Raw genomic sequence first — 22535 nt, forward strand, 5'->3', positions numbered from 1 at the left:
TGGTTCACATGAGACACGAAACGGATCCCAAGGCGCTGTTGCGCGGCGTGGGCCTACGTGTCACTGCACCACGGGTCGCGGTGTTGAATGCGGTGACAGCCCAACCGCATTCGGATGTCGAGGACATCGCGACCTGGGTGCGCAGTGAACTCGGGTCGGTGTCGACCCAGGCCGTGTACGACGTCCTCAAGGCGTGTACGGCGGCCGGACTACTACGCCGAATAGAACCGGCGGGGTCCCCGACACGTTTCGAGGCCCGAACCGGCGACAATCACCATCACCTCGTGTGTCGCTCCTGCGCCGCCGTCGTGGATGTGGACTGTGCGGTCGGCCACGCGCCGTGCCTCGAACCGTCGAACAATCACGGCTTCGCGGTCGACGAAGCAGAGGTCGTGTTCTGGGGGCTCTGCGAGAAGTGCACGCCGGCACCGGCCACTGCCCCCTGACCCACACCAAGGTTCTTCGCTCACCCCTCTACGAGGAGGATTTGTCATGCCCAAGACACCCGCAACCACCACGAATTCCGGTATTCCCGTTGCCAGCGACAACGATTCGCTCACCGCAGGCAAACAGGGTCCGATCCTGCTTCACGACCACTACCTGATCGAGAAGTTGGCCCAGTTCAACCGTGAACGCGTCCCCGAGCGCGTTGTCCACGCCAAGGGTGGCGGAGCGTTCGGCGAACTGGTCGTCACCGGCGACGTCAGCAAGTACACGAAGGCGAAGCTGTTTCAGCCCGGCGCCAAGACCGAATCGCTGGTGCGGTTCTCGACGGTAGCCGGTGAGCAGGGAAGCCCCGACACCTGGCGCGATCCGCGCGGATTCGCGATCAAGTTCTACACCGACGACGGCAACTACGACCTGGTCGGCAACAACACTCCGGTCTTCTTCATCAAGGACCCGAGCAAGTTTCCGGACTTCATCCGTTCGCAGAAGCGACTTGCGGGTTCCGGACTGCGTGATCACGACATGCAGTGGGACTTCTGGACGTTGCGTCCGGAGTCGGCGCACCAGGTGACGTGGTTGATGGGCGATCGCGGCATCCCGAAGACGTGGCGTCACATGGACGGCTTCGGCTCGCACACCTACCAGTGGGTGAATGCCGAGGGTGAACGCTTCTGGGTGAAGTACCACTTCAAGACAGATCAGGGCATCGAGTCCCTCACCCAGAGCGAGGCCGACGAATTGGCCGGCAGCGATCCGGATCACCACCGCGCCGACCTGTATCAGGCGATCGAACGCGGTGAGTTCCCGAGCTGGACGCTGAAGGTGCAGATCATGCCCGTCGACGAAGCCGAGGGGTATCGATTCAACCCGTTCGATCTGACCAAGGTGTGGTCCCAGAAGGACTACCCGCTGATCGAGGTCGGCAAGTGGACGTTGAACCGCAACCCGGACAACTTCTTCGCTCAGATCGAGCAGTCCTCGTTCGAGCCGTCCAACATCGTGCCGGGAATCGGTTTCTCCCCGGACAAGATGCTTCTCGGTCGCGTTTTCTCCTACGCGGACGCCCATCGCTACCGGATCGGCGCCAACTACGCGCAGCTTCCGGTGAACGCCCCGAAGGCTCAGGTGAACTCGTACTCGAAGGACGGTGCGATGCGGTACTCCACCGCCTCACCGGAGACGCCCGTGTATGCGCCGAACTCCTACGGTGGACCGCACGCGGATCCGGCCCAGGCAGGTGACGAGGGTCTGTGGGACTACGACGGGCAATCAGAGCGCACCGGATACGTCGAGCATCCCGAGGACGGCGATTTCACCCAGGCCGGAACGCTGGTCCGTGAGGTGCTCGGCGACGAGGAACGCGACCGGCTCGTGAACAACATCGTCGGACATGCCCTCAGCGGCGTCAGCGAGCCGGTTCTGCAACGCGTCTTCGAGTACTGGAAGAACGTCGACGCGGACCTCGGCAAGCGAGTCGAGGAAGGGGTACGTGCCGGTCAGGAGAGCTGACCGGACGACCTCACATCAAGCCGAACCAGTAAATGGCACAGGCGAGAACGAATACGACCACCGTCTCCATGACGACCCTCCTCCAATCGTGAAACGAACACCTCCATCATCCATCGGGGTGGCCGAATTGCCCAATCCGGGCGGAGGATTTTGCCAAGTTGTGGCCGAAGTGACGGCCCGAACGGCCGATCACCCGTCGAACACGAAAGTGAGGCACTCACATGAGTAACCCCATCAGCAGCACACTTGCTCCCGAACAGCAGAAGATCACCGGCGCGGCCCTGCAGGCCACCGTCGTGGACCTCATCGACCTGTCGCTGATCGCCAAGCAGGCGCACTGGAACGTCATCGGACAGAACTTCCGTTCGGTGCATCTTGCGCTCGACGAACTCGTCACCGCGGCGCGTGACTTCACCGACGAGGCCGCGGAGCGGGCGACCGCGATCGGTGTGAGCCCGGACGGGCGAGCCGGCACCGTGGCGACGGATTCCGGAGCCAAGGGATTCGGCGAAGGCTGGACCAAGGACACCGAGGTCATCGCCTCCGTCGTCGGTAATCTTGCGGCTGTGATCGAGCGGCTACGCGAGCGAGTCACCGCAACCGAATCGGCCGACCCGGTCACTCAGGATCTGCTGATTGCCATCACGGCGCGACTCGAGCAGTTGCACTGGATGTGGCAGGCGCAGGTCGTCTGACTCCCTTCCTGTGAACCACCCCCGCACGGCGCTCGCTGTGCGGGGGTCGTCTTGTTTGGCCGTCGGCTTCTGGAGGTAAGCGGTAGGGGGCCAGAAGTGGCCCACACCGTATCGACCACCGCACAGAGGAGTGGTTCCCCTATGACGCGTTTCGGGTACACGCTGATGACCGAACAGAGCGGTCCCAAGCAGCTCGTCGAATACGCCGCGCGCGCCGAGTCGGCCGGTTTCGATTTCGAGGTGTGCAGCGATCACTATTCGCCTTGGTTGGCATCCCAGGGACACGCTCCATACGCGTGGTCCGTCCTCGGCGCCGTGGCGCATGCAACGTCGACCGTCGATCTGGTCACCTACGTCACTTGCCCCACGATTCGTTATCACCCCGCAGTGGTCGCGCAGAAGGCGGCGACGATGCAGATCTTGGCCGATGGTCGATTCACTCTGGGGCTCGGTACCGGCGAGAATCTGAACGAGCACGTCGTCGGGGAAGGCTGGCCGTCCGTGGATGCTCGCCAGGATATGTTCGTGGAAGCTGTGCAGATCATTCGGGAACTGCACACGGGCGAACTGGTCACGTGGAAAGGCGAATACTTCGACGTCGAGTCTGCGCGGGTGTGGGATCTGCCCGACACGCCGATTCCCATCGGGATTGCGATGTCGGGTTCGAAATCCGTCGAGAAGTTCGGCCCGCTCGCGGACAGCTTGATCGCTGTTTCGCCGGATGCCGACCTGTTGACCCAATGGTCTCACGTTCACAGCGGTGCATACGGTTTCGAAGCCGGTGGTCGTTCGATCGGGCAGATCCCGATCTGCTGGGATCGTGACACCGGGGCGGCGACGGCGCGAGCGCGAGACCAATTCCGTTGGTTCGCCGGTGGTTGGGCAGTCAATGCGGAGTTGCCGACACCGGCAAGCTTCGACGCAGCGACGCAGTTCGTTCGCGAAAGCGATGTGGCGGAGAATATTCCGTGTGGACCCGACCTGGACCGGATAGTCGAGGCGGTGCGTCCGTATCACGAAGCGGGATTCGACGACGTCGCGTTGATTCAGATCGGTGGTGACTCGCAGGAAGCCTTCCTGGCGGAGGCCGCCGTGCCGCTGCTCGCGGCGCTCCGGTCTGCCTTCGGCTGACGCATTCCGGCCACGGGCAATTGGTGAAGTGTCGGACCGCATTGCTAGGTTGTCCGCACTGCTGAACGGACGGATGCGCGTGGACGGCTACGCCTCGAACTGCGAGTGAAAGGTGTTGTCCTCCATGGTGATGGGCCCTACCCATGCGATGTCAGGTGCGGCGGTGGGGCTGGTGGTCGCCGATGTTCTCCCCGCTGATTGGGGCGGGCCCACGTCCACGGCAGAGACGTTCACGTTCGCGGCGGTGTGTGCGGGCGCCACTCTCCTGCCGGATCTCGATAGCACACAGTCCACTGTCGCCCGGTCGTTCGGCCCGCTGAGCAAAGCGCTTGCCAGAGTGATCGACTCGATTTCGCTCGGCTATTACACGATCACGAAAGGGAGTAAGGACGGCAAACGCCGTGGCGGCCACCGGACGCTGACTCACACGGCGCTGTTCGCGGCAGGCCTCGGCGCCGGTGTCACGGCGCTGGTGGTGCACTTCGGTAAGCCGGCGATCATCGGCGTCCTGTTCTTCGCGATAGGGCTTGCGCTGCGCGGCCTGGCGGGGGAGTTCGCCAAGGAGAAGGGCTGGCTCGTGGTCTCCCTGCTCGCTGCCGTCTTCTCGGCACTGACCTGGCAGTGGTACCCCACCGAGGCCGGCTCGTTGGGGCTGGGTGTGGCGGTAGCGCTCGGCTGCGCCACCCATTGTCTCGGTGACGCGATCACCAAAGAAGGTGTGCCGTTCCTCGCACCGTTCGTGCCGTGGGCGCGAGAACACTGGTGGGAGTTCCGATTGCCGGCATTCCTGTCGATCCGGGCAGGTGGGCCGTTCGAGAAGATCGTGCTGGGTCCGGCACTCACCATCGCGGTGTTCGCGTTGGGTGTGTGGGCGATAGACGGCGCCCCCGAGGCGATCTACGACGCGTTCGTTCCGTCTCCGTCCTGACCGGTCGGGACGCGAGCATCTTCTCCAGGTCGTCCAGCACGAGCATGGCGCCGGCCGGACCGAGGGCCAGGAACCAGGTCTCGTCACTCACCGCGGTTGCGTGCCCGGACTCGACGGCGTCAAGGGTGCTCCACAACGGTCCGCCGACCACAGACTGTTCGTCGGTCGCCTCGGCGCCGCCGTAACTGGAGTAGAACAGTCGATCCCCGTCGGCCTCGTTGATCGTCTCCGGCGAGACCTCGACGGCGAGTTCGTCGATGTTCTGGATGTCCGGGCGGCGAAGTCCCACGTCGTTCAGGACTTCCTCGGCCCGGGTCTCCTCTCCGAGCGCATCCGCGGCCAGCAGGAAGTCCTCCTTCCACGGGCACCCGGGGCGGATGCCGAAGACGGTGGGTGCGATCTCGGACAGCTGCGGATACAGCTTGTCCGCACGCAGCTTGCTGCCGAGGATCAGATCGGGCTCGAGTGCCTTGATTGCTTCGAGGTTCAGGTTGTTGGTGGTGCCCACCTTCGGGACGCCCTCGAGTTTGTCCTCGAGGTAGGACGGCTGACCGGCGGCACTCTCCGGGCTTGCGATGCCGACCGGGGTGATGCCGAGGGACAGGACATCGTCTAGTTTTCCGCCGTCGACCACGATGACGCGTTCGGGTTTCTCGTCGAGAGTCGCCTCACCATTGGCGTGGACGACGGTCCGAGGAAATGCACCGGGCTCCGCATCGCTGCCGAGCCGTGCTGTCTCCTCGTCCGCAGTGGAGAACAGTTTCCCACCGGTGGTCACATCGCTGTTCCCCGAGCTCTGGCCTGCATCGTTGGTGCCGCACGCGGCGAGAAAAGTGACGGCCAGGGCGATGGCTGCGGCGCGGGTGAACGCTCAGCACCCCAATCGATCGGCGAGGTCGTCCAGTCCGGTGGCGTGAAAATCGTCCAGGTCGGATGCGCCGTTCGGTTTATCGCCGGTGCCGAACTCGTCGGGGCGGTCGATGTACGCGGTCCGCAGGCCGTTCGATCGGGCGGCTTCCAAGTCGGTTGCGTGCGTTGCCACCATCATCACCTCCCTCGGGTCGACCTGCATGAGGTCGGCGAGCCCCAGATACGTGGCGGGGGAGGGCTTGTAATGGCCCCACAGGTCGGAACCTCCGACGAAATCCCATTCGAGGCCGGCGTTCTTCGCCATCTCGGTCAGCAGAGCAACGTTTCCGTTGCTGAGTGCGCATACGACGAACTTCGTCTTCAGGCGACGAATACCGTCCGCTGCGTCCGGCCATCCCGGAATGAGATGCCACGAATGCACGGCCCGGTCGAGCTGATCACTGCTCGCTGTGACGCCGAATTCGTTGCGCAGCAGCTTGTTCAAGGTCTCACGCTGCAGATCGTCCAGGAGGGTCCAGGGCCGTTCTCCGCTCTCGACTTCCGCCATGATCGGCGCGTAGGTGCCTCGCCACCGCCGAGCGAGGTCGGCGCCGTCGAGATCGGAGAAGAGATCGTTCAGGGTTCCACTGACGCCGGAATGCCAGTCGGTGACCGTTCCGAAAGTGTCGAACGCCAATACTTTCACCGACATGATCGCCCCCTGCTCACCAACGTGAAGAGACCCCGTCCGGACTGATTTCTCAGCCGGAGGGGGTCTCCTGTGCTTCAACTCGCTGTCGGGGTGGCGGGATTTGAACCCACGACCTCTTCGTCCCGAACGAAGCGCGCTACCAAGCTGCGCCACACCCCGTGTTGAACCTCGGCCAGCTTACAGTATCGAAGGAGCGGGCATTAAATCCGCAGGTCATCCTCGAAGTGCGGTGGATTCGGACGGGGTGTTCCGGACCCGATCCGAACCTGCCTCCGGCCCGCGATTCTTCGAAGCCACAAGGGTCAGAAGCGTGGCCTCCGGTCGGCAGCAGAAGCGCAGCGGAACCCACGGCGACGTGCCTACGCCGGCGGAGACGTGGAGTTGGGTGTGTGCACCCCACTTCGACGGACCCTTCACCCGCGAACGGTCGAGTTCACAGTTGGTGACGAGGGCCCCGTAGAACGGCAGGCACAACTGACCGCCGTGCGTGTGGCCGGCGAGGACCAGGTCGTAACCATCGTCCGCGAAGCGGTCGAGCACGCGTGGCTCAGGGGAGTGGGTGATACCCAGACGGAGATCGGCCAACGGGTTCGGCGGGCCCGCAATGGTGTCGTAACGGTCGCGCTTCAAGTGCGGATCGTCGACGCCCGCCGAAGCGATGCGAACGCCCGCGACCTCGAGGTCGCGGCGCACGTGCGTGACGTCGAACCAACCACGCTCGGCGAAGGCTGCCCGGAGATCACCCCAGGGCAATGGGTCCCCGAGGACGCGCTTGTTGGCCTTCGTCAGATAGTGAACCGGATTCTTCGGCCTCGGCGCAAAGTAGTCGTTGCTGCCGAACACGAACAACCCCGGCCGAGCCAGTAGATTGCCCATGGCCTGCACGACGGAGGGAACCGCGCGTGCGTGCGACAGATTGTCGCCGGTATTGACCACCAGGTCGGGGTCCAGGCGGTCCAGTTCACGCAGCCAGTTCTGTTTGAGCCGCTGCCCCGGCATCATGTGGAGATCGCTGATGTGCAGCACACGCAGCGAGGATGCGCCTGGTTCGAGGACTGGCATCGTCACCTCGCGCAGCGCAAACGCGTTGCGTTCCACGAGGGCGGAGTAGCCGATCCCGAGTGCGGCAGCGCTCGCCGATGCGACGGCAGCGCGGGTCAGATTGTTTCGGAGCTGGTCGGACACCACTCCAGGATACTGATGGACGCAATCGAGATGCCGATTGTGACCAAGGGCGCGTAGCGTTCCGCTCATGCCGGACTCACTCAAAGATCGCCTTCGCGCTGATATGACCGCTGCGATGAAGGCCAAGGATGCGTTGCGCACCTCGACCATTCGGATGCTCATGGCCGCCGTACAGAAAGAAGAGGTTTCCGGAAAGGAGGCTCGGGAGCTCACCGACGACGACGTCTTGAAGATTCTGTCCAAGGAATCGAAGAAGCGCGGTGAGGCCGCCGAGATCTACACCGAGAATGGGCGCGGTGAGCTCGCGGCCAAGGAGCACGCCGAGGCTCAGATCATCGACGAGTACCTGCCGACCCCACTCGACAACGCCGAACTTGCCGAGGTCGTCGACACCGCGATCGCGCAGGTTGCCGAGGAACTCGGACACCGCCCAGGCATGAAGCAGATGGGGCAGGTCATGAAGGTGGCCACCGGCCTGGCCGGAGGCAAGGCCGACGGCTCCCGAATCTCGGCAGCCGTCAAAGCCCGCCTCTGACCTGTTCGATCAACCGCCCAGGCCCGCTATCGAGGGATAGGGGGCAGTTGGATCGGTGGGAGCCCCGGAATCTGAATCGGTGGCGGGGCCTCACCGCCTCCTTGGCGCGGCGCCGGGTTCTGTGACGGTGCCCGAACCGATCCGTCGCTGATGTAGATCGTGATGGTCGACCCCGGAATCGCCGAACCCGAAGGCGACGCTCCCGTGACGGTGCCCTTCTTCGCGTCGCTCTCGGTGGTCACCGCGTTCACCTGGAATCCACTCTCCTGCAGACGCGAAGTCGCGGTGGCCTGGGTCAGACCCGACACATCGGGTACCTGTCCGTTCTGGGACCCGCGGACGTACTTGTCGGAAACGGGAGGCAAGTTCGTCGGGCCGAAGTTGTTCACGATCGGGTTCATGGCCGAATACCAGGTCTGGGCGGGTTCGGTGCCACCGTAGAGATTGCCGTCCCCGCATGGACGCAGCGGCGCCGTGCAGATCTCACCGGGTGTCGGTGAGTCGCCGAAGATGTAGACCGCCGCGGCGAGGTTGTTGGTGAAACCGAGGAATCCCGAAGACATGTGGGACTCGGTGGTACCGGTCTTTCCCGACATCGGGAGGGTCCAGCCGGCCGCATTGGCGGCTCCTGCCGAAGTACCGCCCGGTTGATCGTCCTTGCTCATCGCGTTTGCGAGAGTGTCTGCCAAACCGGGATCGACCACCTGCTCACAGGCCTGCTGGGTGAGCGATACGGGCTTGCCCTCACGGTCGAAGATCGAATCGATCGGCGTAGGTGGGCACCACTTTCCGTGCGAAGCGAGGGTGGCGGCCACATTCGACAGCTCCAACGGATTCACCCAGGTGGGACCTAGGGTGAACGAACCGAGGTTCTGGTCCTTCTGGAAGTCGGCCATGCTGCGATCGTCGAAGCCGGACGTGCCCGGGTTCGCGTACGAGCGCAGCCCGAGCCGGACGGCCATGTCCACGGTCGGCTCGACACCGGTTGCTTCGATCAACTTCACGAACGCCGTGTTCGGGGATTGGGCCAGCGCCTGGGTGACCGACATGGACGCCGGGTAGTTACCCACGTTCTCCACGCAGTACGTGGCCACAGGACACCCTTCGGCGCCACCGCTACCCATGCCTCGCGCGTCGTACCGCCTGGGCACGTCGAGAGTGGCACTGGTGCCCAGCCCCTTCTCCATCGCCGCCGCAGTCGTGAAGATCTTGAAGATCGATCCGGCACCCGCGCCCGCCATCGAGAACGGCTGCGGCTGTACGGTCTCGTCGGCGTTGGCGTCGAGACCGTAGGTGCGGCTACTGCCCATCGACAGCACGCGGTGCTGATCCTGGCCCGGTTGCACCACGTTCATCACGTTGGCGACACCGTCGAGATGTGGCGACGCCTTCTCCACGAGGGCCCGCTTGGTCGAGTCCTGCACAGCGGGATCGAGGGTGGTCTTGATCAGATACCCACCACGTTCGATCTGCTCGCGGCTGATACCCGCGCTGGCGAGGTACTGGAGTGCGTAGTCACAGAAGAACCCTCGGTCACCTGCAGCGATGCAGCCTCGCGGCAGGCGGTTCGGCTCCGGGAGAACACCCAGAGGCTCTTCCTTCATCGCGCGGAACTCGTCGGCGCGATCAGGGATGTTCGAGATCATCGTGTCCAGGACCACGTTGCGTCGATCGACGACGCCGTCCGGGTTCGTGTACGGATTCAGTGCCGAACTCGACTGCACCATGCCGGCGAGCATGGCCGACTGCTTCGCATCGAGCTCGGACGCGTCGATCCCGAAGTAGGTGCGTGCAGCGTCCTGGACACCGAACGAGCCGTTACCGAACGGAACCAGGTTGAGATACCGAGTGAGGATCTGCTCCTTGCTCAGCTCCTTGTCCAGCGTCAACGCCATCCGGATCTCACGGATCTTGCGGGCGGGTGTCGTTTCGATCGCAGCGCGGCGCTCGGCGTCGGTCTTGGCCACGACGAGCAGCTGGTAGTTCTTCACGTACTGCTGGTCGAGGGTCGACGCGCCCTGCTGGACCTCACCACTGCTGGTGTTGGTGAGGAACGCGCGGAGCGTGCCCTGCCAGTCCACGCCCTGGTGCTCGGCGAAACGGCGATCCTCGATCGACACGATCGCCAGCTTCATCTGGTCCGAGATCTGCTCACTCGGTACCTCGAATCTGCGTTGGTCGTACAACCACGCAATCGGGTTGCCGGCGACGTCCGTCATCGTGGAGACGGCGGGGACCGTACCTTCGACCAGCTCTGCCGAAACGTTGTCGACGGTGTCCGCCGCACGATTCGAGGCATAGCCGAACCCACCGGCCAGCGGAAACATCACTCCTGCGAGCAGTACACCTGCCAGGGCGGAGCAGCCTGCGAGCTTCGCCACCGTTTTTGCGATCGACACGCGCTACAGAGTACGTGCAGTTGCTGCGAGTGAGCCGGGCGGATGCCCCCAGCAAACCCCTTTTTTTCCTCGAAAACCGCCCTGAACACGTCTGATGCACGGTCGTACCAAAAACAGCGATCGTCCGTCTTGCGCGTTGCGGCTTCTTTACCTAAATTATGTGAACAGTGTGATGGAGATAACACTTCATTGCCGATGTGGTGCAGGTTGCTCGTGTTACGAGCGGAATGCCTGCGCGGATACTCCGTGCGCCGGACACGCGCACGGACTCGGAGAGGGGAAAGAATGCATATGACCACCCCAACCAGTCGTCTCGACGTCGAGCAGGCCGAAGCTCGAATTGCCTGGGTCACTCAGGCTCGGTGCCGAGAAGTAGATCCGGATCAGCTGTTCGTGCGGGGGGCAGCACAACGCAAGGCAGCAACCATCTGCCGACACTGCCCGGTACTGATGCAGTGCGGCGCGGACGCGCTCGACAATCGTGTCGAGTTCGGCGTCTGGGGTGGAATGACGGAGCGTCAGCGCCGTGCGCTCCTCAAGCAACATCCGGAGGTCGTGTCGTGGTCCGACTTCTTCGAAGCTCAGCGCCAGCACAAGTCTGCGGTGTGATCGTGCGGGTCGGGATCAGTTGGTTCGAGTGAGCTGATCCCCGACCGCCCTCAGTGCCTCGAGGTCGGAGACCTCGAACGGCAACGACGGAACTCCCACGATCGGAACTCTCGGGTGCGCCGCGGTGAAGCGGGTCAACAATTGCACCTCGCGTTTCGCGATCACCGCGCGGTGAGCATGGACCCGAAGAACTGCCGCAGTTAGTGCGTCATCGGCTTCGTCTCGCTGCTCGGCCACTGTGAGCGCATGGTCCGCCGACAGTGCGCACAGCGTCGGATGGGTCCGATTGAGTACCAAACCGGCAAGCGGCATGTCCTCCGAAGAGAGCCGGTCGACGAAGAAGGCAGCCTCACGCAACGCGTCCGGTTCTGCCGCGGCAATCACGAGGAACTCGGTACCCGGCTGCCGAAGCAATTCGTACGTACGGGTGGCGCGTTCGCGGAAGCCGCCGAACATCGAGTCCAGGGACTGAACGAAACTGGACGCATCTGCGAGCATGCTGCTCCCGACGATCGTCGACACTCCCTTGAGTGCCAACCCCATGGCCCCGGTGACCAACCGGGTGATACCCCGACCGGGAGCGGTCAGGAGGCGAATCATCCTGCCGTCCAGGAATGCCCCGAGTCGTTGCGGAGCGTCGAGGAAGTCGAGAGCATTGCGCGACGGCGGCGTGTCCACCACCACGAGGTCCCATTCGGCGCTCGTGGCGAGCTGACCCAGCTTCTCCATCGCCATGTACTCCTGCGTTCCCGAGAACGAGGTGGCCACGGTTTGGTAGAAGGGGTTGGCCAGAATCTGCTCCGCCTTCTCCGGCGGCGAATGCTCGATGACCATTTCGTCGAACGTACGACGCATGTTGAGCATCATCGCGTGCAGTTCGCCCTTCGCGTCCGGACCCAACGGAACCGGCTGCGGGGAGTTGTCCAGGTCTTGTACACCGAGAGCCTGCGCCAGACGCCGTGCCGGATCGATCGTCAACACCACGACTCGGCGGCCCTGCTCGGCTGCGCGCAAGGCCAACGACGCGGCCGTCGTCGTCTTGCCCACGCCTCCGGCACCGCAGCACACCACGACGCGAGTCCTGGTGTCGGAGAGGATGCCCGCCACGTCGAGTGCGGGTGCGGTTCGGCGGTGGCTGTCACCGGATTTGGTCATCGGACACCCTGTTCCTTCAGGTATTCGGCCAGCTCGTACAGACCGCCCAGGTCCACTCCGTCGGCGAGAGCCGGCAGTTCGAGTCGCGCGCCGTCCACCTCACCCAGCTGGCCCGCACTCTCTTCCTGTGCCCGCAACACGGCGGCATGCTCGATGTTCTCGGTGAGCAGCCCGGCGAACTCGTCGTCCGGGAGCTCGACCCCGCTGCCCTTCAGTCCGTTGCGAATGGCCTCCGCGTCCACGTCGCCGGCGGCGATCGCGTCGATGGCGTCCTCGGGCAGGAACTGAGGGCTGGTGCGGTTGACGACGATCGAACCGAGGCGCAGATCCGATGCAACGAGCTGGGCTGCCGCATCAGCCGTTTCCTGGACCGGCAACGCCTCGAGCAGCGTCACGAGATGGACCGCCGTCTCGTCCGAATGAAGGAGTCGAACCACGCCCTCGCTCTGCGCTCGCACGGGGCCGCCCTTCGCGAGATCAGCCATCGCCTTCGTCACGTCGAGGAAGTTGTTGATTCGTCCTGTGGGAGGGGCATCGACGACCACCGCGTCGTACACCCGATTTCCCGAGGTGTCCGAACGGACCACGCACTCCTTGATCTTGCCGGTCAGAAGGACGTCCCGGAGGCCCGGTGCGATCGTGGTGGCAAACTCGATGGCCCCGAATCGGCGCATCGCACGACCCGCGAAGCCGAGGTTGTAGAACATGTCGAGATATTCGAGGAATGCCGTCTCGATGTCGACGGCAAGAGCATTCACCTCGCCGCCGCCGTCGACGGATGCGACCTTCGTCTCCTGAGGGGGGAGAGGTGGAACGTCGAACAGTTGCGCGATGCCCTGCCGGCCTTCGACTTCGACGAGCAAGACCCGTCGTCCGCCCTCGGCGAGCGACAGCGCCAAGGCGGCTGCAACCGTGGACTTCCCGGTGCCGCCCTTGCCCGAAACGAAATGCAGACGGGCCCGTGCGGTCTTGTCCGGCCATGCCGAGCTCTGCTGCTCCGATGTTGCAACCACGCGACGAGCCTATAAGTCCGGAGACACCGATGTGCGCGGGATAGGGTCAGCAGCATGAGTGAAATGATTTCCTGGGAGTACGCAACCGTTCCGCTGCTCACCCACGCGACCAAGCAGATTCTCGATCAGTGGGGCGGCGATGGATGGGAACTCGTGTCCGTTCTCCCCGGCCCCACCGGAGAGCAGCACGTGGCCTACCTGAAACGTCCGAAGAGCTGAACGGCGTGGCAGACAACCCGCAGAGCTGGTCCGCTCGACTCACCGAACTCGGCATCACGCTGCCGCCCGTCGTTCCTCCGGTCGCGGCTTACGTCCCGGCCGTGCGGACGGGAAACCACGTCCACACGTCCGGTCAGTTGCCCATTGCCGACGGAAACCTTGCCGTCACAGGCAAGGTCGGCGCCGGTGTGTCGGAAGACGCGGCGAAGGCTGCCGCTCGTACCTGTGCGCTCAACGCTCTTGCCGCCGTCCACGATCTCGTCGGGATCGACTCGGTCGTTCGGATCGTCAAGGTGGTGGGATTCGTTGCCTCCGCCGAAGGATTCACCGGGCAGCCGGGCATCGTCAACGGTGCCTCCGAATTTCTCGGTGAGGTGTTCGGTGACGCAGGCGTGCACGCCCGATCCGCCGTCGGCGTCGCCGAGCTCCCGCTCGGTGCGCCCGTCGAGGTCGAACTGATCGCGGAAGTGCGCTGACATGACTCCGACCCACCCCGCCTACGCGCAGCTCCGGCAGGCGACACCGCTTGCCGCAGTGATGTTGGAGAACAACCCGGGCATGATGACCCTGGACGGCACCAACACGTGGATTCTTCGGGCGCCGGGAAGCGACCGCATCGTCGTGGTCGACCCCGGCGACGAGGACGACGAAGAACACCTGCAGCGCGTAGCGGGCGTGGGCTCGGTGGAATTGACGTTGATCACCCACCGTCATCACGACCACACCGGCGCCGTGGACCGATTTGCCGAGATCACGGGTGCGCCTACCCGTTCGGTAGACCCCGCGTTTCTCCGTGGCGGTGCGGCCCTCGAGGCGGGCGAGACCATCGAGGCCGCCGGCACGAGACTGCACATTCTGCCGACTCCTGGGCACACCGCGGATTCGGTGTCCATTCACGTCGAGGCGGACGGGCAGCCCTCCGCAGTCGTCACCGGCGACACGATTCTCGGCCGGGGGACGACGGTTCTCGACGACTCCGACGGAGACCTGGGCGACTATCTCGACTCTCTTCGTCGCCTCGTCGCGCTCGGTGACGGCCTGACGGTTCTGCCCGGTCACGGTCCGGATCTGCCTGACCTCGCCGCCGTCGCGCAGTACTATCTCGATCACCGCGAGGAGCGCCTCGCGCAGGTGCGAGCAGCGCTGGACACGCTCGGCGCGGACGCGTCCGCCCGGGCAGTGGTCGAACACGTGTACTCGGATGTCGATCCGAGCCTGTGGCCGGTTGCGGAGAGGTCGGTCAACGTCCAGCTCGGATACCTGCGCTCGCGCGGCTGAGGTCAGCTCGCCAGGAGGAAGGGCGCAGAACCCGGTACGAGTACCGGCTCACCGATCAGGGACGCGACCTCTACCCGATCCAGATCGCGTTGCTGCAATGGGGCGATCGATACCGTACGGACGACGAGGGTCCGGCGTTGAAGGTGACGCATCGCGACTGCGGTGCGCCGGTGGAGGCCGTCGTTCGATGCGCGAGCGGGCACGAACCCTTGCGGCAGGCGGACGTCGAGGCGGAACCGGGGCCCGCAGCGACCCTCCTCCCCCTGTGAGTGGTTAGCGAGTCCCTGGACTCGCTAACCACTCACAGTGGGAGGAGCCGCATGTCATCGAGCGCGGCGTGCGAGACGCTCGGAATCGGAGATGAGGACGCTCTTGCCCTCGAGTCGCAGCCATCCCCGGTGTGCGAAGTCGGCGAGTGCCTTGTTGACCGTCTCGCGGGAGGCGCCGACGAGCTGGGCGATCTCTTCCTGGGTCAGGTCGTGGGTGACCCGGAGCGAGCCTGCCTCCTGGGTGCCGAAGCGCTGCGCGAGCTGCAGAAGCGCCTTTGCGACACGGCCGGGGACGTCCGTGAAGATGAGGTCGGCGAGGTTGTTGTTGGTACGACGCAGACGGCGTGCCAGCACGCGCAGCAGCTGCTCGGCGATCTCGGGGCGGTGGTCGATCCACTGCTTGAGCGCTTCGCGATCCATGCACACCGCACGAACCTCGGTGACCGTCGTCGCCGTGGACGTACGGGGGCCGGGGTCGAAGATCGACAGTTCACCGAACATGTCGGACGGGCCCATGATGGTCAGCAGGTTTTCGCGACCGTCGGGGGACCGGCGTCCGATCTTCACCTTTCCGGAGGCGATGATGTAGAGGCGGTCTCCGGGTTCACCTTCGTTGAAGATGACGTGACCGCGGGGGAAGTCGACAGGCTGCAGCTGCTTGGTCAGCGCTGCGACTGCTGAGGGCTCGACTCCTTGGAAGATGCCGGCTCTTGCCAGGACGTCGTCCACGTGCGCTCCTTGGGAATTGTTCGTCTGTGTCACTCGACACCCGCCGGTGGGTACACCGGCAGTTGTGCGGTGAAATGGCCGTGCTTGTGCCATGCGTAACTGGTACGGCACAGAAGTCTACGTCGATACACCCACCGGTGAGTGACCGATACCACCGGAAGTTCCGAAAGTCGGCCCCGGAACACCGACGATCAGACGGTCAACTGGCGCGCCTCGAGTCGGCGCTCTCGAGCTCGGTCGCGGCCACAGCGGGGCTCGAACCGCCCTTTTTGCGCAGGTGGAGGCGTTCTTGGGCATGTGGGAACCCCTTGTCGGCCAGGGTGGCCACGTCGTCGTGGCCGGCCTGGTCGAGGAATTCTTCCACTTCCTGTTCGCGCACGGTGAGTCGGCGAAGCCGGTATTCCACGCGCTCCATCGCCAGCGCGAAGAGCATCAGCAGCACTGGGAAGAGGATCACAGCGAGACCTTGCATACCGGGAAGTAAACACGGCGAAGGTCTCAGATGCGACACAGGTGTAAATCGGATCGTGCCGGTATCCGTATTGTCGATGGGGTGAATCCGACGCGATCCGAGGGACAGGCAGGGCGTCGGCGGCGCCGCTCCGGGGCCGCCGACGAGCCCGAATCTCGCCTCGCTCTGGTGCGGAGGGCCCGGCGGATGAACCGGAACCTCGCCGTGGCGTTCCCGGACGTGTATTGCGAGCTCGACTTCACCACTCCACTCGAATTGGCGGTCGCGACGATCCTGTCCGCGCAATGCACGGATGTCCGGGTCAACCAGGTCACGCCCGCACTTTTCGCCCGCTACCCGGATGCGAAGTCCTACGCCGAAGCGGATCGCGTCGAACTCGAGGAGTACATCAGAAGCACCGGGTTCTATCGGAACAAGGCGAACTCGTTGATCGGTCTGGGACAAGCGTTGCTCGAGCGATTCGACGGCGAGGTTCCCGCGAAACTGAAGGATCTCGTCACGTTGCCGGGAATTGGTCGAAAGACAGCCAACGTCGTTCTCGGCAACGCGTTCGATGTGCCGGGAATCACGGTCGACACGCATTTCGGTCGACTGGTCCGGCGCTGGAAGTGGACGGCAGAAGAAGATCCGGTGAAGGTCGAGCACGCTGTCGGAGAGTTGATCGAACGCAGGGAATGGACGCTACTGTCCCACCGCGTCATCTTTCACGGCCGCCGAGTGTGCCACTCTAGGAAGCCGGCCTGCGGTGTGTGCGTACTCGCGAAGGACTGCCCCTCCTACGGGCTCGGCCCGACCGATGCCGTGGAGGCCGCGAAGCTCGTGAAAGGGCCCGAGACGGACCACCTGCTCCAGTTGGCGGGGCTGTGAGGGTGGTCGAGCGTGTCTAGTTCTGCGCGATGGAGCCTTGCCGCCCTGCTCGTGGTGATCGGGCTCGTGGTGGCCATCTGGCCGAGGGGCGACGACGGTGTCTCGGATTCCGGGCCGCGTAGCGGCGCCGATTCGTCCTTACAGGCGCCTTCGGTGGACACCGGTGATCTGGCTGCTCTACGGGCCGATGCTGCACTCGCCGCCTGTCCGCAGCCGTCGGATTCGACGGGTCCCGAGGCGGCACTCGCAGGTCTCGTGCTCACGTGTTTGGCGGACGGTGCACCCGTCGACGTTGCCGCGGCCGTCGCCGGCACCCCCACGATCGTGAATCTGTGGGCCTACTGGTGCGCGCCGTGCGCCGAAGAACTGCCGTACCTCCAGCAATTTTCGGATCGCGCAGGCGATGCGGTTAACGTGCTTACAGTGCACACCGACCCGAACGAATCCGCTGCGCTCTCGAGGCTCGCCGACTACGACGTGACGTTGCCCGGAGTGCAGGACGCCCGTGCCCAGATTCGTTCGGCGCTCGGCGCGCCGGCGGTGCTGCCGGTGTCGGTGTTGATTCGGGCCGACGGCACGGTGGCGCGCATTCTGCCGCAGCCGTTCCACAGCGTGGACGAGATCGCCGACGCCGTCGAGCGGGACCTCGGGGTGGCCGTATGACCGGCAGGCTCGACGCCGCAGCCCCCGCATGGTTGCGCGCGGTCGTGGACCAAGTTCCCGCTGATCCGCTGAAGATCAATCCGGTGATCGAGCGTCGTGCCCCCGAAGGTGCCGCGACGCGCCCGGCAGCCGTTCTCGTGCTGTTCGGTGGGTCGGACTCGCCGGAACCCGATGCTCCTGCCGGTCTGCCGTCCGACGCCGACATCCTGCTCACCCAGCGTGCCTCCACGATGCGGCAGCACCGGGGACAAGTGGCCTTTCCCGGTGGCGCCTCCGACCCCGGTGACGACGGCCCGGTGGGTACGGCGCTTCGCGAGGCGCGCGAGGAAACCGGTCTCGACCCGGAGGGCGTTCGTCCTCTCACGTTGCTGCCGGAGATCTTCATTCCGCCGTCGGGCTTCGACGTCACGCCGGTGATCGCCTACTGGGAACGTCCGAGCCCGGTCGGCGTCGTGGATCCGGCCGAGGCCGAGCGGGTCGCACGAGTGCCACTGAGCGCATTGATCGACCCGGTCAACAGGTTCCAGGTACGGCACCCCGCGGGCTACCAGGGCCCTGCCTTCTCGGTCGACGGCATGTTGGTGTGGGGTTTCACCGCCGGCATCCTTGCTGCACTGCTCGCCGTGTCCGGCTGGGAACAGGCCTGGGATGTCGACGACGTACGTGACCTCGACAGGGTGCTCGCACGGTTCGGGCAAGACCTCGACGCGCCGGCGGTCGAACGATGACCGGCTCGACGTGGATCGACATCGCGATCTGTCTGATCGCCGTGGTTGCCATGACGTCGGGGTGGCGCCAGGGCGCCGTCGCGTCCATTCTCGCGTTCGTCGGCGTCGTGCTCGGTGCCCTTGCCGGCATCTTGCTGGCACCGCACCTGCTCGTTCACATCGAGGAGGGGAGGGGCCGGATTCTCGCCGGAGTCACCCTCATCGTCGTGCTGGTCGTCATCGGTGAAGTGGCAGGCATGGTTCTCGGCCGGGCGGTGCGCGGCAGCATGCACAGTCCCACGACCAGGTCGGTGGACAGCGTCACTGGCGCCGCAGTTCAAGCTGTTGCGGTGTTCATCGCGGCCTGGCTGCTCGCGGTGCCACTCACCACGTCCTCGCAACCGCAGGTGGCGGCAGCGGTGCGCGGGTCGACGGTCCTCGAGAAAGTGGACGGACTCGCACCGGACTGGGTGCGGCGGTTGCCGACCGAGTTCTCCGCACTGTTGGACACCTCGGGACTGCCGGATGTGATCGGACCGTTCGGCCGCACCCCCATCACCACGGTCGACCCCCCGGACGACAGCGTGCTGCAAAGCCCCGTCGCCTCCTCGTTGCAGGAGAGCGTGCTCCGGGTGCGCGGTGTCGCGCCGAGCTGTCAGCGCGCCCTGGAAGGGTCGGGGTTCGTCATCGCACCCCAGCGGGTCATGACGAACGCGCACGTCGTGGCCGGCACGGAAGGACTCGTCGTCGATACCGCTGCCGGACCGCTCGAGTCGACCGTGGTCGTCTTCGATCCGTCCGCGGACGTTGCCGTTCTCGACGTCCCGGGACTCGATGCCCCCGTCGTGCCGTTCGCGCCCGAGCCCGCCGAAACCGGCGACGATGCACTCGTGCTCGGATACCCGGGCGGCGGGCCCTACACGGCCAGCGCGGCCAGAGTCCGCGAGACCCTGAACCTCAGCGGCCCTGATATCTACCGGTCGGGCACGGTCGAGCGTGAGGTCTACACCGTCCGTGGCTCGATCCGGCAGGGCAACTCCGGCGGGCCCCTGGTGGACAGCTCCGGTCGTGCGGTCGGCGTCGTGTTCGGTGCGGCGGTGGACAACAGCGACACCGGGTTCGCGCTCACGGCGAGCGAGGTGTCACGGCAATTGGAAGCCGCGTCACGGGCCACGGCCCCAGTCCAGACCGGGGCCTGTATCTCCTGAGTCTCGGCGCCTAGTGCGCCGCGAGGAATTCGGTCAGCGCCGCGTTCACGAATTCCGGGGATTCCCAATGCGCGTAGTGTCCCGCGCCGCCCACCGAGACGAGCTTCTGTCGCGGTGCATACCGATGACCCCGACGGATCGTGCCGGACAGCACGAACGGGTCGAGTGCCCCGTGCAGTTGCATGACCGGCAGGGTCAGAACCTTGTCCATCGCGTTCAGGAACCTGCGGCCGTCGGGCCGGAACTGACTGCGGAACGCCCAACGCTGATATTCGAGGGTGCAGTGAGCTGTTCCCGGAATGCGGATCGCTGTTCGCATCTTGGCGATCACGTCGTCGTATTCGAAACTGCGCTGCCAGTCGGGACCCGAACGTGTGCGGACGATGCGTTCGACCTCGGCGCCGCCATCGCGGGTGAGGCGCCGCTCGGGGCGGAACGGAAGCTGGCACGCCACGAACGACGGCATCAACGCACTTCGCTGCCGCCGATCCCGCAGCACACCCTGGCGCAGTGCGATCGGGTGCGGAGAACCGATCGGCACGATCGAATGGACGAGGTGCGGGTGCAGGACCGCCGTCGCCCAGCAGACGAGTCCGCCGTCGGCGTGCCCGACGAGGGTCGCCTTCGGGTATCCCATCGCCCGGATCAGGCCGGCGACGTCACCGGCCAGAGTCCAGCCGTCGTATCCGCGCGGGGGCTTGTCGGTGTCACCGTACCCACGCAGATCCACGGCCACCGCGCGGTAGCCAGCCTCGGACAGGGCGGCGAGCTGGTGCCTCCAGGACCACCAGAAGTCGGCGAAGCCGTGGAGGAGCACCACCAGCGGTGCACCGTGTGCGGCGCCCCCGACCTCCACGGTGTGGAACCGAATGCCGTTGGCATGGATGTCGCGGTGAGTCCACGTCCCGGCGAAGCGAACGGTGGACGGATCGGGTGGCGCCATGAAACGAGGGGGAGTGTCAGCGAGCGTGGCGGCCACTGGGTGCTTCCACCCTCGGTGCGGCCTGCCCTGCTGGGTGCGATCCCTGGTGCGACGTCGGGAGCACGGTCTTCGCCTGCTTCAGTGAATCGATGGTGCGCTCCGGCGCGCGCAGCTTGCGCACTCGCAGATAGCCCACGAGAGCCAGGATCGCAGTCGCCAGGATCATGATGCCGAAAACGATCAGGAACGCGGCCCAGCGAGCGAGCCACACGGAGAGCAACTCGCCGAGGAAGAAAAAGAAGAAGAACGAACTGAACAACAGCACGGTCAACGCGAGAATGAAGAAGAGGCTGCCCTGCAGGCCCTTCTTGACCTCGCCGGTGACCTCGGCCTTGGCCAGCTCGACCTCGGCACGCACGAGCGTCGAAACCTGGGCGGTGGCGTCCTTCACCAGGTTGCCGATGCTCGCATCGGCAGGTGTTCGCGCATCCACATCCGTCAGCGGAATCGACGAGACCGTGTTCGGAACGCCGTCTCCGGTGAACCGGGCACCGTCTCCCGTGCCGCGGATGTTGCTGCCGTGGGTGTTGCTCACTTGTCGACCCCTCCAGGTAGCTCTTGCATGTCCGAGTCCTCACTGGCCGGGCCGCATGCACCCGGCAGTATCACAACCGGGCTGCATGCACCCGGCAGTATCACAACCGGGCCGCATGCACCCGGCCGCGACGTAACAGTAGCGCTGATCCGATCAGCGACGCCGCCAAGGAGGTGACGAGCACCGCGGCTTTCGCTGTTTCGGCTTCGCTTCCGTCGCCGATCCCGGCCAACGCGAGATCTGCTACGAGAAGGCTAACGGTGAATCCGATGCCGCCGAGCACCGACAGGGCAAAGAGGTCACGGATTTCCAACGATCCGGGTTTCGTGGCGATACCGAGGCGGATCGACAGCCACGAAATCCCGAAGATGCCGACGGTCTTGCCGATCAGAAGTCCCGCCATCACCGATTGCGCGATCGGGTCTGTGAGCAGGCCGCCGAGCACGTCCGCACCCAGTGGCACACCGGAGGCGAACAGCGCGAAGAGCGGGACGCACAGTCCGGCGGACAACGGCTGGATTCGGTGTTCGAGCCGAGCCGCAGGTGCGGTGTCCTCGCCCGGGTCTGCTCGGACTCTGGTCAACAGGCCGAGTGCCACCCCCGCGATCGTGGCGTGAATGCCGGCCTCGTGAACGCAGTACCACGTGAGAAGGGCGAGAGGGACGTACAGGAACGGCGTGGTGATTCGTCGGCACTGACCCACGGCATAGACCACAAGGCACGCGGCCGCGCCCACCAACCAGGCCATCGCGATCGAGGCCGTGAACAGAACGGCGATCAGGCCGATGGCGAGCAGATCGTCGACGACGGCCAAACTCAGCAGGAAGACTCTGGCACCCGCCGGGATCCGGGAACCCGTGAGGGCCAGGACGCCGAGGGCGAAGGCGATGTCGGTAGCGACCGGTATGGCCCATCCCCGATCCATTCCGGGTGTTCCCCAGCCGATCGAGGCGGCGATGATCGCGGGAAGGATGACGCCGCCGCACGCCGCGAGGATCGGCAGCAGCGCCTTCTTTCGGTCGGCGAGTTCGCCGATCACGAGCTCGCGCTTGAGCTCGAGACCGGCCACGAAGAAGAAGACGGCGAGAAGGCCGTCCTGCGCCCACGTCCCGATCGAGAGGTTCAAATGGAGGGCCGTCGGACCGATCTGGAAGTCACGAATGTTCGTGTACACGTCCGACAGTGGGGAGTTCGCCCAGATCAGAGCGAGTGCGGCGGCGGCGAGTAGGAGTGTCCCGCCGACTGTTTCGGTGCGCAGATACCGCGCGAACTCGGAGCGGAGCGGTGTTGTCACGATCTCGCTTTCGTCGTGATTCGGGTACGACAGTCGTATTCGCCGACCAGACTTCCCGGCACACCGCCCGTTAGCCTATCGAACTTGCTTGTCGAAAGTCGCGAGGTGTTCAATTCCTGATAAATGGGCAGTCGTCCCACCTTGT

Annotated in this window: 26 protein-coding genes and 1 tRNA gene; 15 read left to right on the forward strand and 12 right to left on the reverse strand. The window is 65.0% G+C overall.

Annotated elements, in window-relative coordinates:
- Window positions 1-8 precede the first annotated feature (8 nt).
- The 5 genes from ACFWO3_RS17430 (at window position 9) to ACFWO3_RS17450 (ending at window position 4710) form a co-directional block, all read left to right on the forward strand.
- Window positions 9-446: a Fur family transcriptional regulator gene (locus tag ACFWO3_RS17430; RefSeq protein WP_378579993.1), complete on the forward strand. Its 438-nt coding sequence runs from the start codon at window positions 9-11 to the stop codon at window positions 444-446.
- 46 nt (window positions 447-492) lie between these two features.
- Window positions 493-1956, forward strand: coding sequence for a catalase (locus ACFWO3_RS17435; protein WP_378579995.1), 1464 nt, complete (start codon window positions 493-495; stop codon window positions 1954-1956).
- 221 nt (window positions 1957-2177) lie between these two features.
- On the forward strand, window positions 2178-2651 hold the full coding sequence (locus tag ACFWO3_RS17440) for a Dps family protein (protein ID WP_378579997.1): 474 nt from the start codon (window positions 2178-2180) through the stop codon (window positions 2649-2651).
- A 141-nt stretch (window positions 2652-2792) separates the two neighbouring features.
- Entirely contained in the window at window positions 2793-3782 is a 990-nt protein-coding gene (locus ACFWO3_RS17445) for an LLM class F420-dependent oxidoreductase (RefSeq protein WP_378580000.1), read from the forward strand.
- 124 nt (window positions 3783-3906) lie between these two features.
- Window positions 3907-4710: a metal-dependent hydrolase gene (locus ACFWO3_RS17450; RefSeq protein WP_378580002.1), complete on the forward strand. Its 804-nt coding sequence runs from the start codon at window positions 3907-3909 to the stop codon at window positions 4708-4710.
- On the opposite strand, the gene ACFWO3_RS17455 is transcribed toward ACFWO3_RS17450, so the two are convergent.
- From ACFWO3_RS17455 to ACFWO3_RS17470, 4 genes are all read right to left on the reverse strand, one after another.
- The gene (locus tag ACFWO3_RS17455; protein ID WP_378580091.1) at window positions 4622-5560 is read right to left on the reverse strand and encodes an ABC transporter substrate-binding protein; all 939 of its coding nucleotides are present in this window, start codon (window positions 5558-5560) and stop codon (window positions 4622-4624) included. The two genes, ACFWO3_RS17450 and ACFWO3_RS17455, sit on opposite strands and share 89 nt — an antisense overlap.
- A 21-nt stretch (window positions 5561-5581) precedes the next feature.
- A complete protein-coding gene (locus tag ACFWO3_RS17460; protein ID WP_378580004.1) occupies window positions 5582-6271 on the reverse strand; it encodes a haloacid dehalogenase type II in 690 nt (229 codons plus the stop codon).
- Between the two features lie 85 nt (window positions 6272-6356).
- Window positions 6357-6430 (reverse strand) — tRNA-Pro (locus tag ACFWO3_RS17465).
- 54 nt (window positions 6431-6484) lie between these two features.
- Complete coding sequence (locus ACFWO3_RS17470; RefSeq protein WP_378580006.1) at window positions 6485-7456, reverse strand: metallophosphoesterase; 972 nt, start codon at window positions 7454-7456, stop codon at window positions 6485-6487.
- Between the two features lie 67 nt (window positions 7457-7523).
- Here ACFWO3_RS17470 and ACFWO3_RS17475 point away from each other — a divergent pair, with 67 nt between their 5' ends.
- Entirely contained in the window at window positions 7524-7991 is a 468-nt protein-coding gene (locus ACFWO3_RS17475; RefSeq protein WP_378580008.1) for a GatB/YqeY domain-containing protein, read from the forward strand.
- A 26-nt stretch (window positions 7992-8017) separates the two neighbouring features.
- Here ACFWO3_RS17475 and ACFWO3_RS17480 read toward each other — a convergent pair whose 3' ends face one another.
- Window positions 8018-10372, reverse strand: a complete 2355-nt coding sequence (locus ACFWO3_RS17480) for a penicillin-binding protein (protein ID WP_378580093.1) — start codon at window positions 10370-10372, stop codon at window positions 8018-8020.
- 303 nt (window positions 10373-10675) lie between these two features.
- Here ACFWO3_RS17480 and ACFWO3_RS17485 point away from each other — a divergent pair, with 303 nt between their 5' ends.
- Window positions 10676-10999, forward strand: coding sequence for a WhiB family transcriptional regulator (locus ACFWO3_RS17485; protein ID WP_378580010.1), 324 nt, complete (start codon window positions 10676-10678; stop codon window positions 10997-10999).
- Between the two features lie 15 nt (window positions 11000-11014).
- Here the strand turns inward: ACFWO3_RS17485 and ACFWO3_RS17490 are convergent, their stop codons facing one another.
- On the reverse strand, window positions 11015-12154 hold the full coding sequence (locus ACFWO3_RS17490) for an ArsA family ATPase (protein ID WP_378580012.1): 1140 nt from the start codon (window positions 12152-12154) through the stop codon (window positions 11015-11017).
- Window positions 12151-13167, reverse strand: a complete 1017-nt coding sequence (locus ACFWO3_RS17495; protein WP_378580014.1) for an ArsA-related P-loop ATPase — start codon at window positions 13165-13167, stop codon at window positions 12151-12153. Before ACFWO3_RS17495 ends, ACFWO3_RS17490 begins: the two co-directional genes overlap by 4 nt.
- A gap of 54 nt (window positions 13168-13221) precedes the next feature.
- On the opposite strand from ACFWO3_RS17495, the gene ACFWO3_RS17500 reads away from it, so the two are divergent.
- From ACFWO3_RS17500 to ACFWO3_RS17515, 4 genes are read left to right on the forward strand one after another with little or no spacing between them, the layout of a single operon-like run.
- A complete protein-coding gene (locus ACFWO3_RS17500; RefSeq protein ID WP_378580016.1) occupies window positions 13222-13386 on the forward strand; it encodes a hypothetical protein in 165 nt (54 codons plus the stop codon).
- Window positions 13387-13391: 5 nt separating this feature from the next.
- On the forward strand, window positions 13392-13862 hold the full coding sequence (locus tag ACFWO3_RS17505) for a RidA family protein (protein ID WP_378580018.1): 471 nt from the start codon (window positions 13392-13394) through the stop codon (window positions 13860-13862).
- Window position 13863: 1 nt separating this feature from the next.
- The gene (locus ACFWO3_RS17510) at window positions 13864-14664 is read left to right on the forward strand and encodes an MBL fold metallo-hydrolase (RefSeq protein WP_378580020.1); all 801 of its coding nucleotides are present in this window, start codon (window positions 13864-13866) and stop codon (window positions 14662-14664) included.
- Window positions 14604-14933, forward strand: coding sequence for a winged helix-turn-helix transcriptional regulator (locus ACFWO3_RS17515; RefSeq protein WP_378580022.1), 330 nt, complete (start codon window positions 14604-14606; stop codon window positions 14931-14933). Before ACFWO3_RS17510 ends, ACFWO3_RS17515 begins: the two co-directional genes overlap by 61 nt.
- Window positions 14934-14987: 54 nt before the next feature.
- Here the strand turns inward: ACFWO3_RS17515 and ACFWO3_RS17520 are convergent, their stop codons facing one another.
- Together ACFWO3_RS17520 and ACFWO3_RS17525 are read right to left on the reverse strand one after the other, a co-directional pair.
- Window positions 14988-15662, reverse strand: a complete 675-nt coding sequence (locus ACFWO3_RS17520) for a Crp/Fnr family transcriptional regulator (RefSeq protein ID WP_378580024.1) — start codon at window positions 15660-15662, stop codon at window positions 14988-14990.
- Window positions 15663-15861: 199 nt separating this feature from the next.
- On the reverse strand, window positions 15862-16134 hold the full coding sequence (locus tag ACFWO3_RS17525; protein ID WP_378580026.1) for a hypothetical protein: 273 nt from the start codon (window positions 16132-16134) through the stop codon (window positions 15862-15864).
- Between the two features lie 30 nt (window positions 16135-16164).
- Between ACFWO3_RS17525 and nth the strand changes: the two genes are divergently transcribed.
- Genes nth through ACFWO3_RS17545 form a run of 4 tightly spaced genes read left to right on the forward strand, consistent with a single transcriptional unit; the run spans window position 16165 to window position 19579 of the window.
- Window positions 16165-17001 (forward strand): endonuclease III, encoded by an 837-nt coding sequence (gene nth / locus ACFWO3_RS17530; protein WP_378580028.1) that lies wholly within the window; start codon window positions 16165-16167, stop codon window positions 16999-17001.
- Between the two features lie 12 nt (window positions 17002-17013).
- On the forward strand, window positions 17014-17664 hold the full coding sequence (locus ACFWO3_RS17535) for a TlpA family protein disulfide reductase (RefSeq protein ID WP_378580030.1): 651 nt from the start codon (window positions 17014-17016) through the stop codon (window positions 17662-17664).
- Window positions 17661-18392 (forward strand): NUDIX hydrolase, encoded by a 732-nt coding sequence (locus ACFWO3_RS17540; protein ID WP_378580032.1) that lies wholly within the window; start codon window positions 17661-17663, stop codon window positions 18390-18392. The genes ACFWO3_RS17535 and ACFWO3_RS17540 overlap by 4 nt, the downstream gene beginning before the upstream one ends.
- Window positions 18389-19579 carry a MarP family serine protease gene (locus tag ACFWO3_RS17545; RefSeq protein WP_378580034.1) on the forward strand — a complete coding sequence of 397 codons (1191 nt, stop codon included), beginning with the start codon at window positions 18389-18391 and terminating at the stop codon, window positions 19577-19579. Before ACFWO3_RS17540 ends, ACFWO3_RS17545 begins: the two co-directional genes overlap by 4 nt.
- Before the next feature lie 10 nt (window positions 19580-19589).
- Here ACFWO3_RS17545 and ACFWO3_RS17550 read toward each other — a convergent pair whose 3' ends face one another.
- The 3 genes from ACFWO3_RS17550 to nhaA form a co-directional block, all read right to left on the reverse strand.
- Window positions 19590-20522 (reverse strand): alpha/beta fold hydrolase, encoded by a 933-nt coding sequence (locus tag ACFWO3_RS17550; RefSeq protein WP_378580036.1) that lies wholly within the window; start codon window positions 20520-20522, stop codon window positions 19590-19592.
- A 16-nt stretch (window positions 20523-20538) separates the two neighbouring features.
- Window positions 20539-21096, reverse strand: coding sequence for a phage holin family protein (locus tag ACFWO3_RS17555; RefSeq protein ID WP_378580037.1), 558 nt, complete (start codon window positions 21094-21096; stop codon window positions 20539-20541).
- Between the two features lie 100 nt (window positions 21097-21196).
- The gene (gene nhaA / locus ACFWO3_RS17560) at window positions 21197-22390 is read right to left on the reverse strand and encodes a Na+/H+ antiporter NhaA (RefSeq protein WP_378580039.1); all 1194 of its coding nucleotides are present in this window, start codon (window positions 22388-22390) and stop codon (window positions 21197-21199) included.
- Window positions 22391-22535: the final 145 nt, after the last annotated feature.

This window comes from Rhodococcus sp. NPDC058521 (assembly GCF_042719695.1).
In the GTDB taxonomy this organism is placed as follows: domain Bacteria; phylum Actinomycetota; class Actinomycetes; order Mycobacteriales; family Mycobacteriaceae; genus Rhodococcus_F.

Bases quoted from the DNA above. Each gene is read 5' to 3' on its own strand.
- ACFWO3_RS17435 (WP_378579995.1), top strand. From the start codon at position 493: ATGCCCAAGACACCCGCAACCACCACGAATTCCGGTATTCCCGTTGCC.
- ACFWO3_RS17440 (WP_378579997.1), top strand. From the start codon at position 2,178: ATGAGTAACCCCATCAGCAGCACACTTGCTCCCGAACAGCAGAAGATC.
- ACFWO3_RS17430 (WP_378579993.1), top strand. From the start codon at position 9: ATGAGACACGAAACGGATCCCAAGGCGCTGTTGCGCGGCGTGGGCCTA.
- ACFWO3_RS17525 (WP_378580026.1), bottom strand. From the start codon at position 16,134: ATGCAAGGTCTCGCTGTGATCCTCTTCCCAGTGCTGCTGATGCTCTTC.
- ACFWO3_RS17550 (WP_378580036.1), bottom strand. From the start codon at position 20,522: ATGGCGCCACCCGATCCGTCCACCGTTCGCTTCGCCGGGACGTGGACT.
- ACFWO3_RS17490 (WP_378580012.1), bottom strand. From the start codon at position 12,154: ATGACCAAATCCGGTGACAGCCACCGCCGAACCGCACCCGCACTCGAC.
- ACFWO3_RS17500 (WP_378580016.1), top strand. From the start codon at position 13,222: ATGAGTGAAATGATTTCCTGGGAGTACGCAACCGTTCCGCTGCTCACC.
- ACFWO3_RS17475 (WP_378580008.1), top strand. From the start codon at position 7,524: ATGCCGGACTCACTCAAAGATCGCCTTCGCGCTGATATGACCGCTGCG.
- ACFWO3_RS17445 (WP_378580000.1), top strand. From the start codon at position 2,793: ATGACGCGTTTCGGGTACACGCTGATGACCGAACAGAGCGGTCCCAAG.
- ACFWO3_RS17485 (WP_378580010.1), top strand. From the start codon at position 10,676: ATGCATATGACCACCCCAACCAGTCGTCTCGACGTCGAGCAGGCCGAA.
- nth (WP_378580028.1), top strand. From the start codon at position 16,165: ATGCGACACAGGTGTAAATCGGATCGTGCCGGTATCCGTATTGTCGAT.
- ACFWO3_RS17450 (WP_378580002.1), top strand. From the start codon at position 3,907: ATGGTGATGGGCCCTACCCATGCGATGTCAGGTGCGGCGGTGGGGCTG.
- ACFWO3_RS17510 (WP_378580020.1), top strand. From the start codon at position 13,864: ATGACTCCGACCCACCCCGCCTACGCGCAGCTCCGGCAGGCGACACCG.
- ACFWO3_RS17545 (WP_378580034.1), top strand. From the start codon at position 18,389: ATGACCGGCTCGACGTGGATCGACATCGCGATCTGTCTGATCGCCGTG.
- ACFWO3_RS17460 (WP_378580004.1), bottom strand. From the start codon at position 6,271: ATGTCGGTGAAAGTATTGGCGTTCGACACTTTCGGAACGGTCACCGAC.
- ACFWO3_RS17540 (WP_378580032.1), top strand. From the start codon at position 17,661: ATGACCGGCAGGCTCGACGCCGCAGCCCCCGCATGGTTGCGCGCGGTC.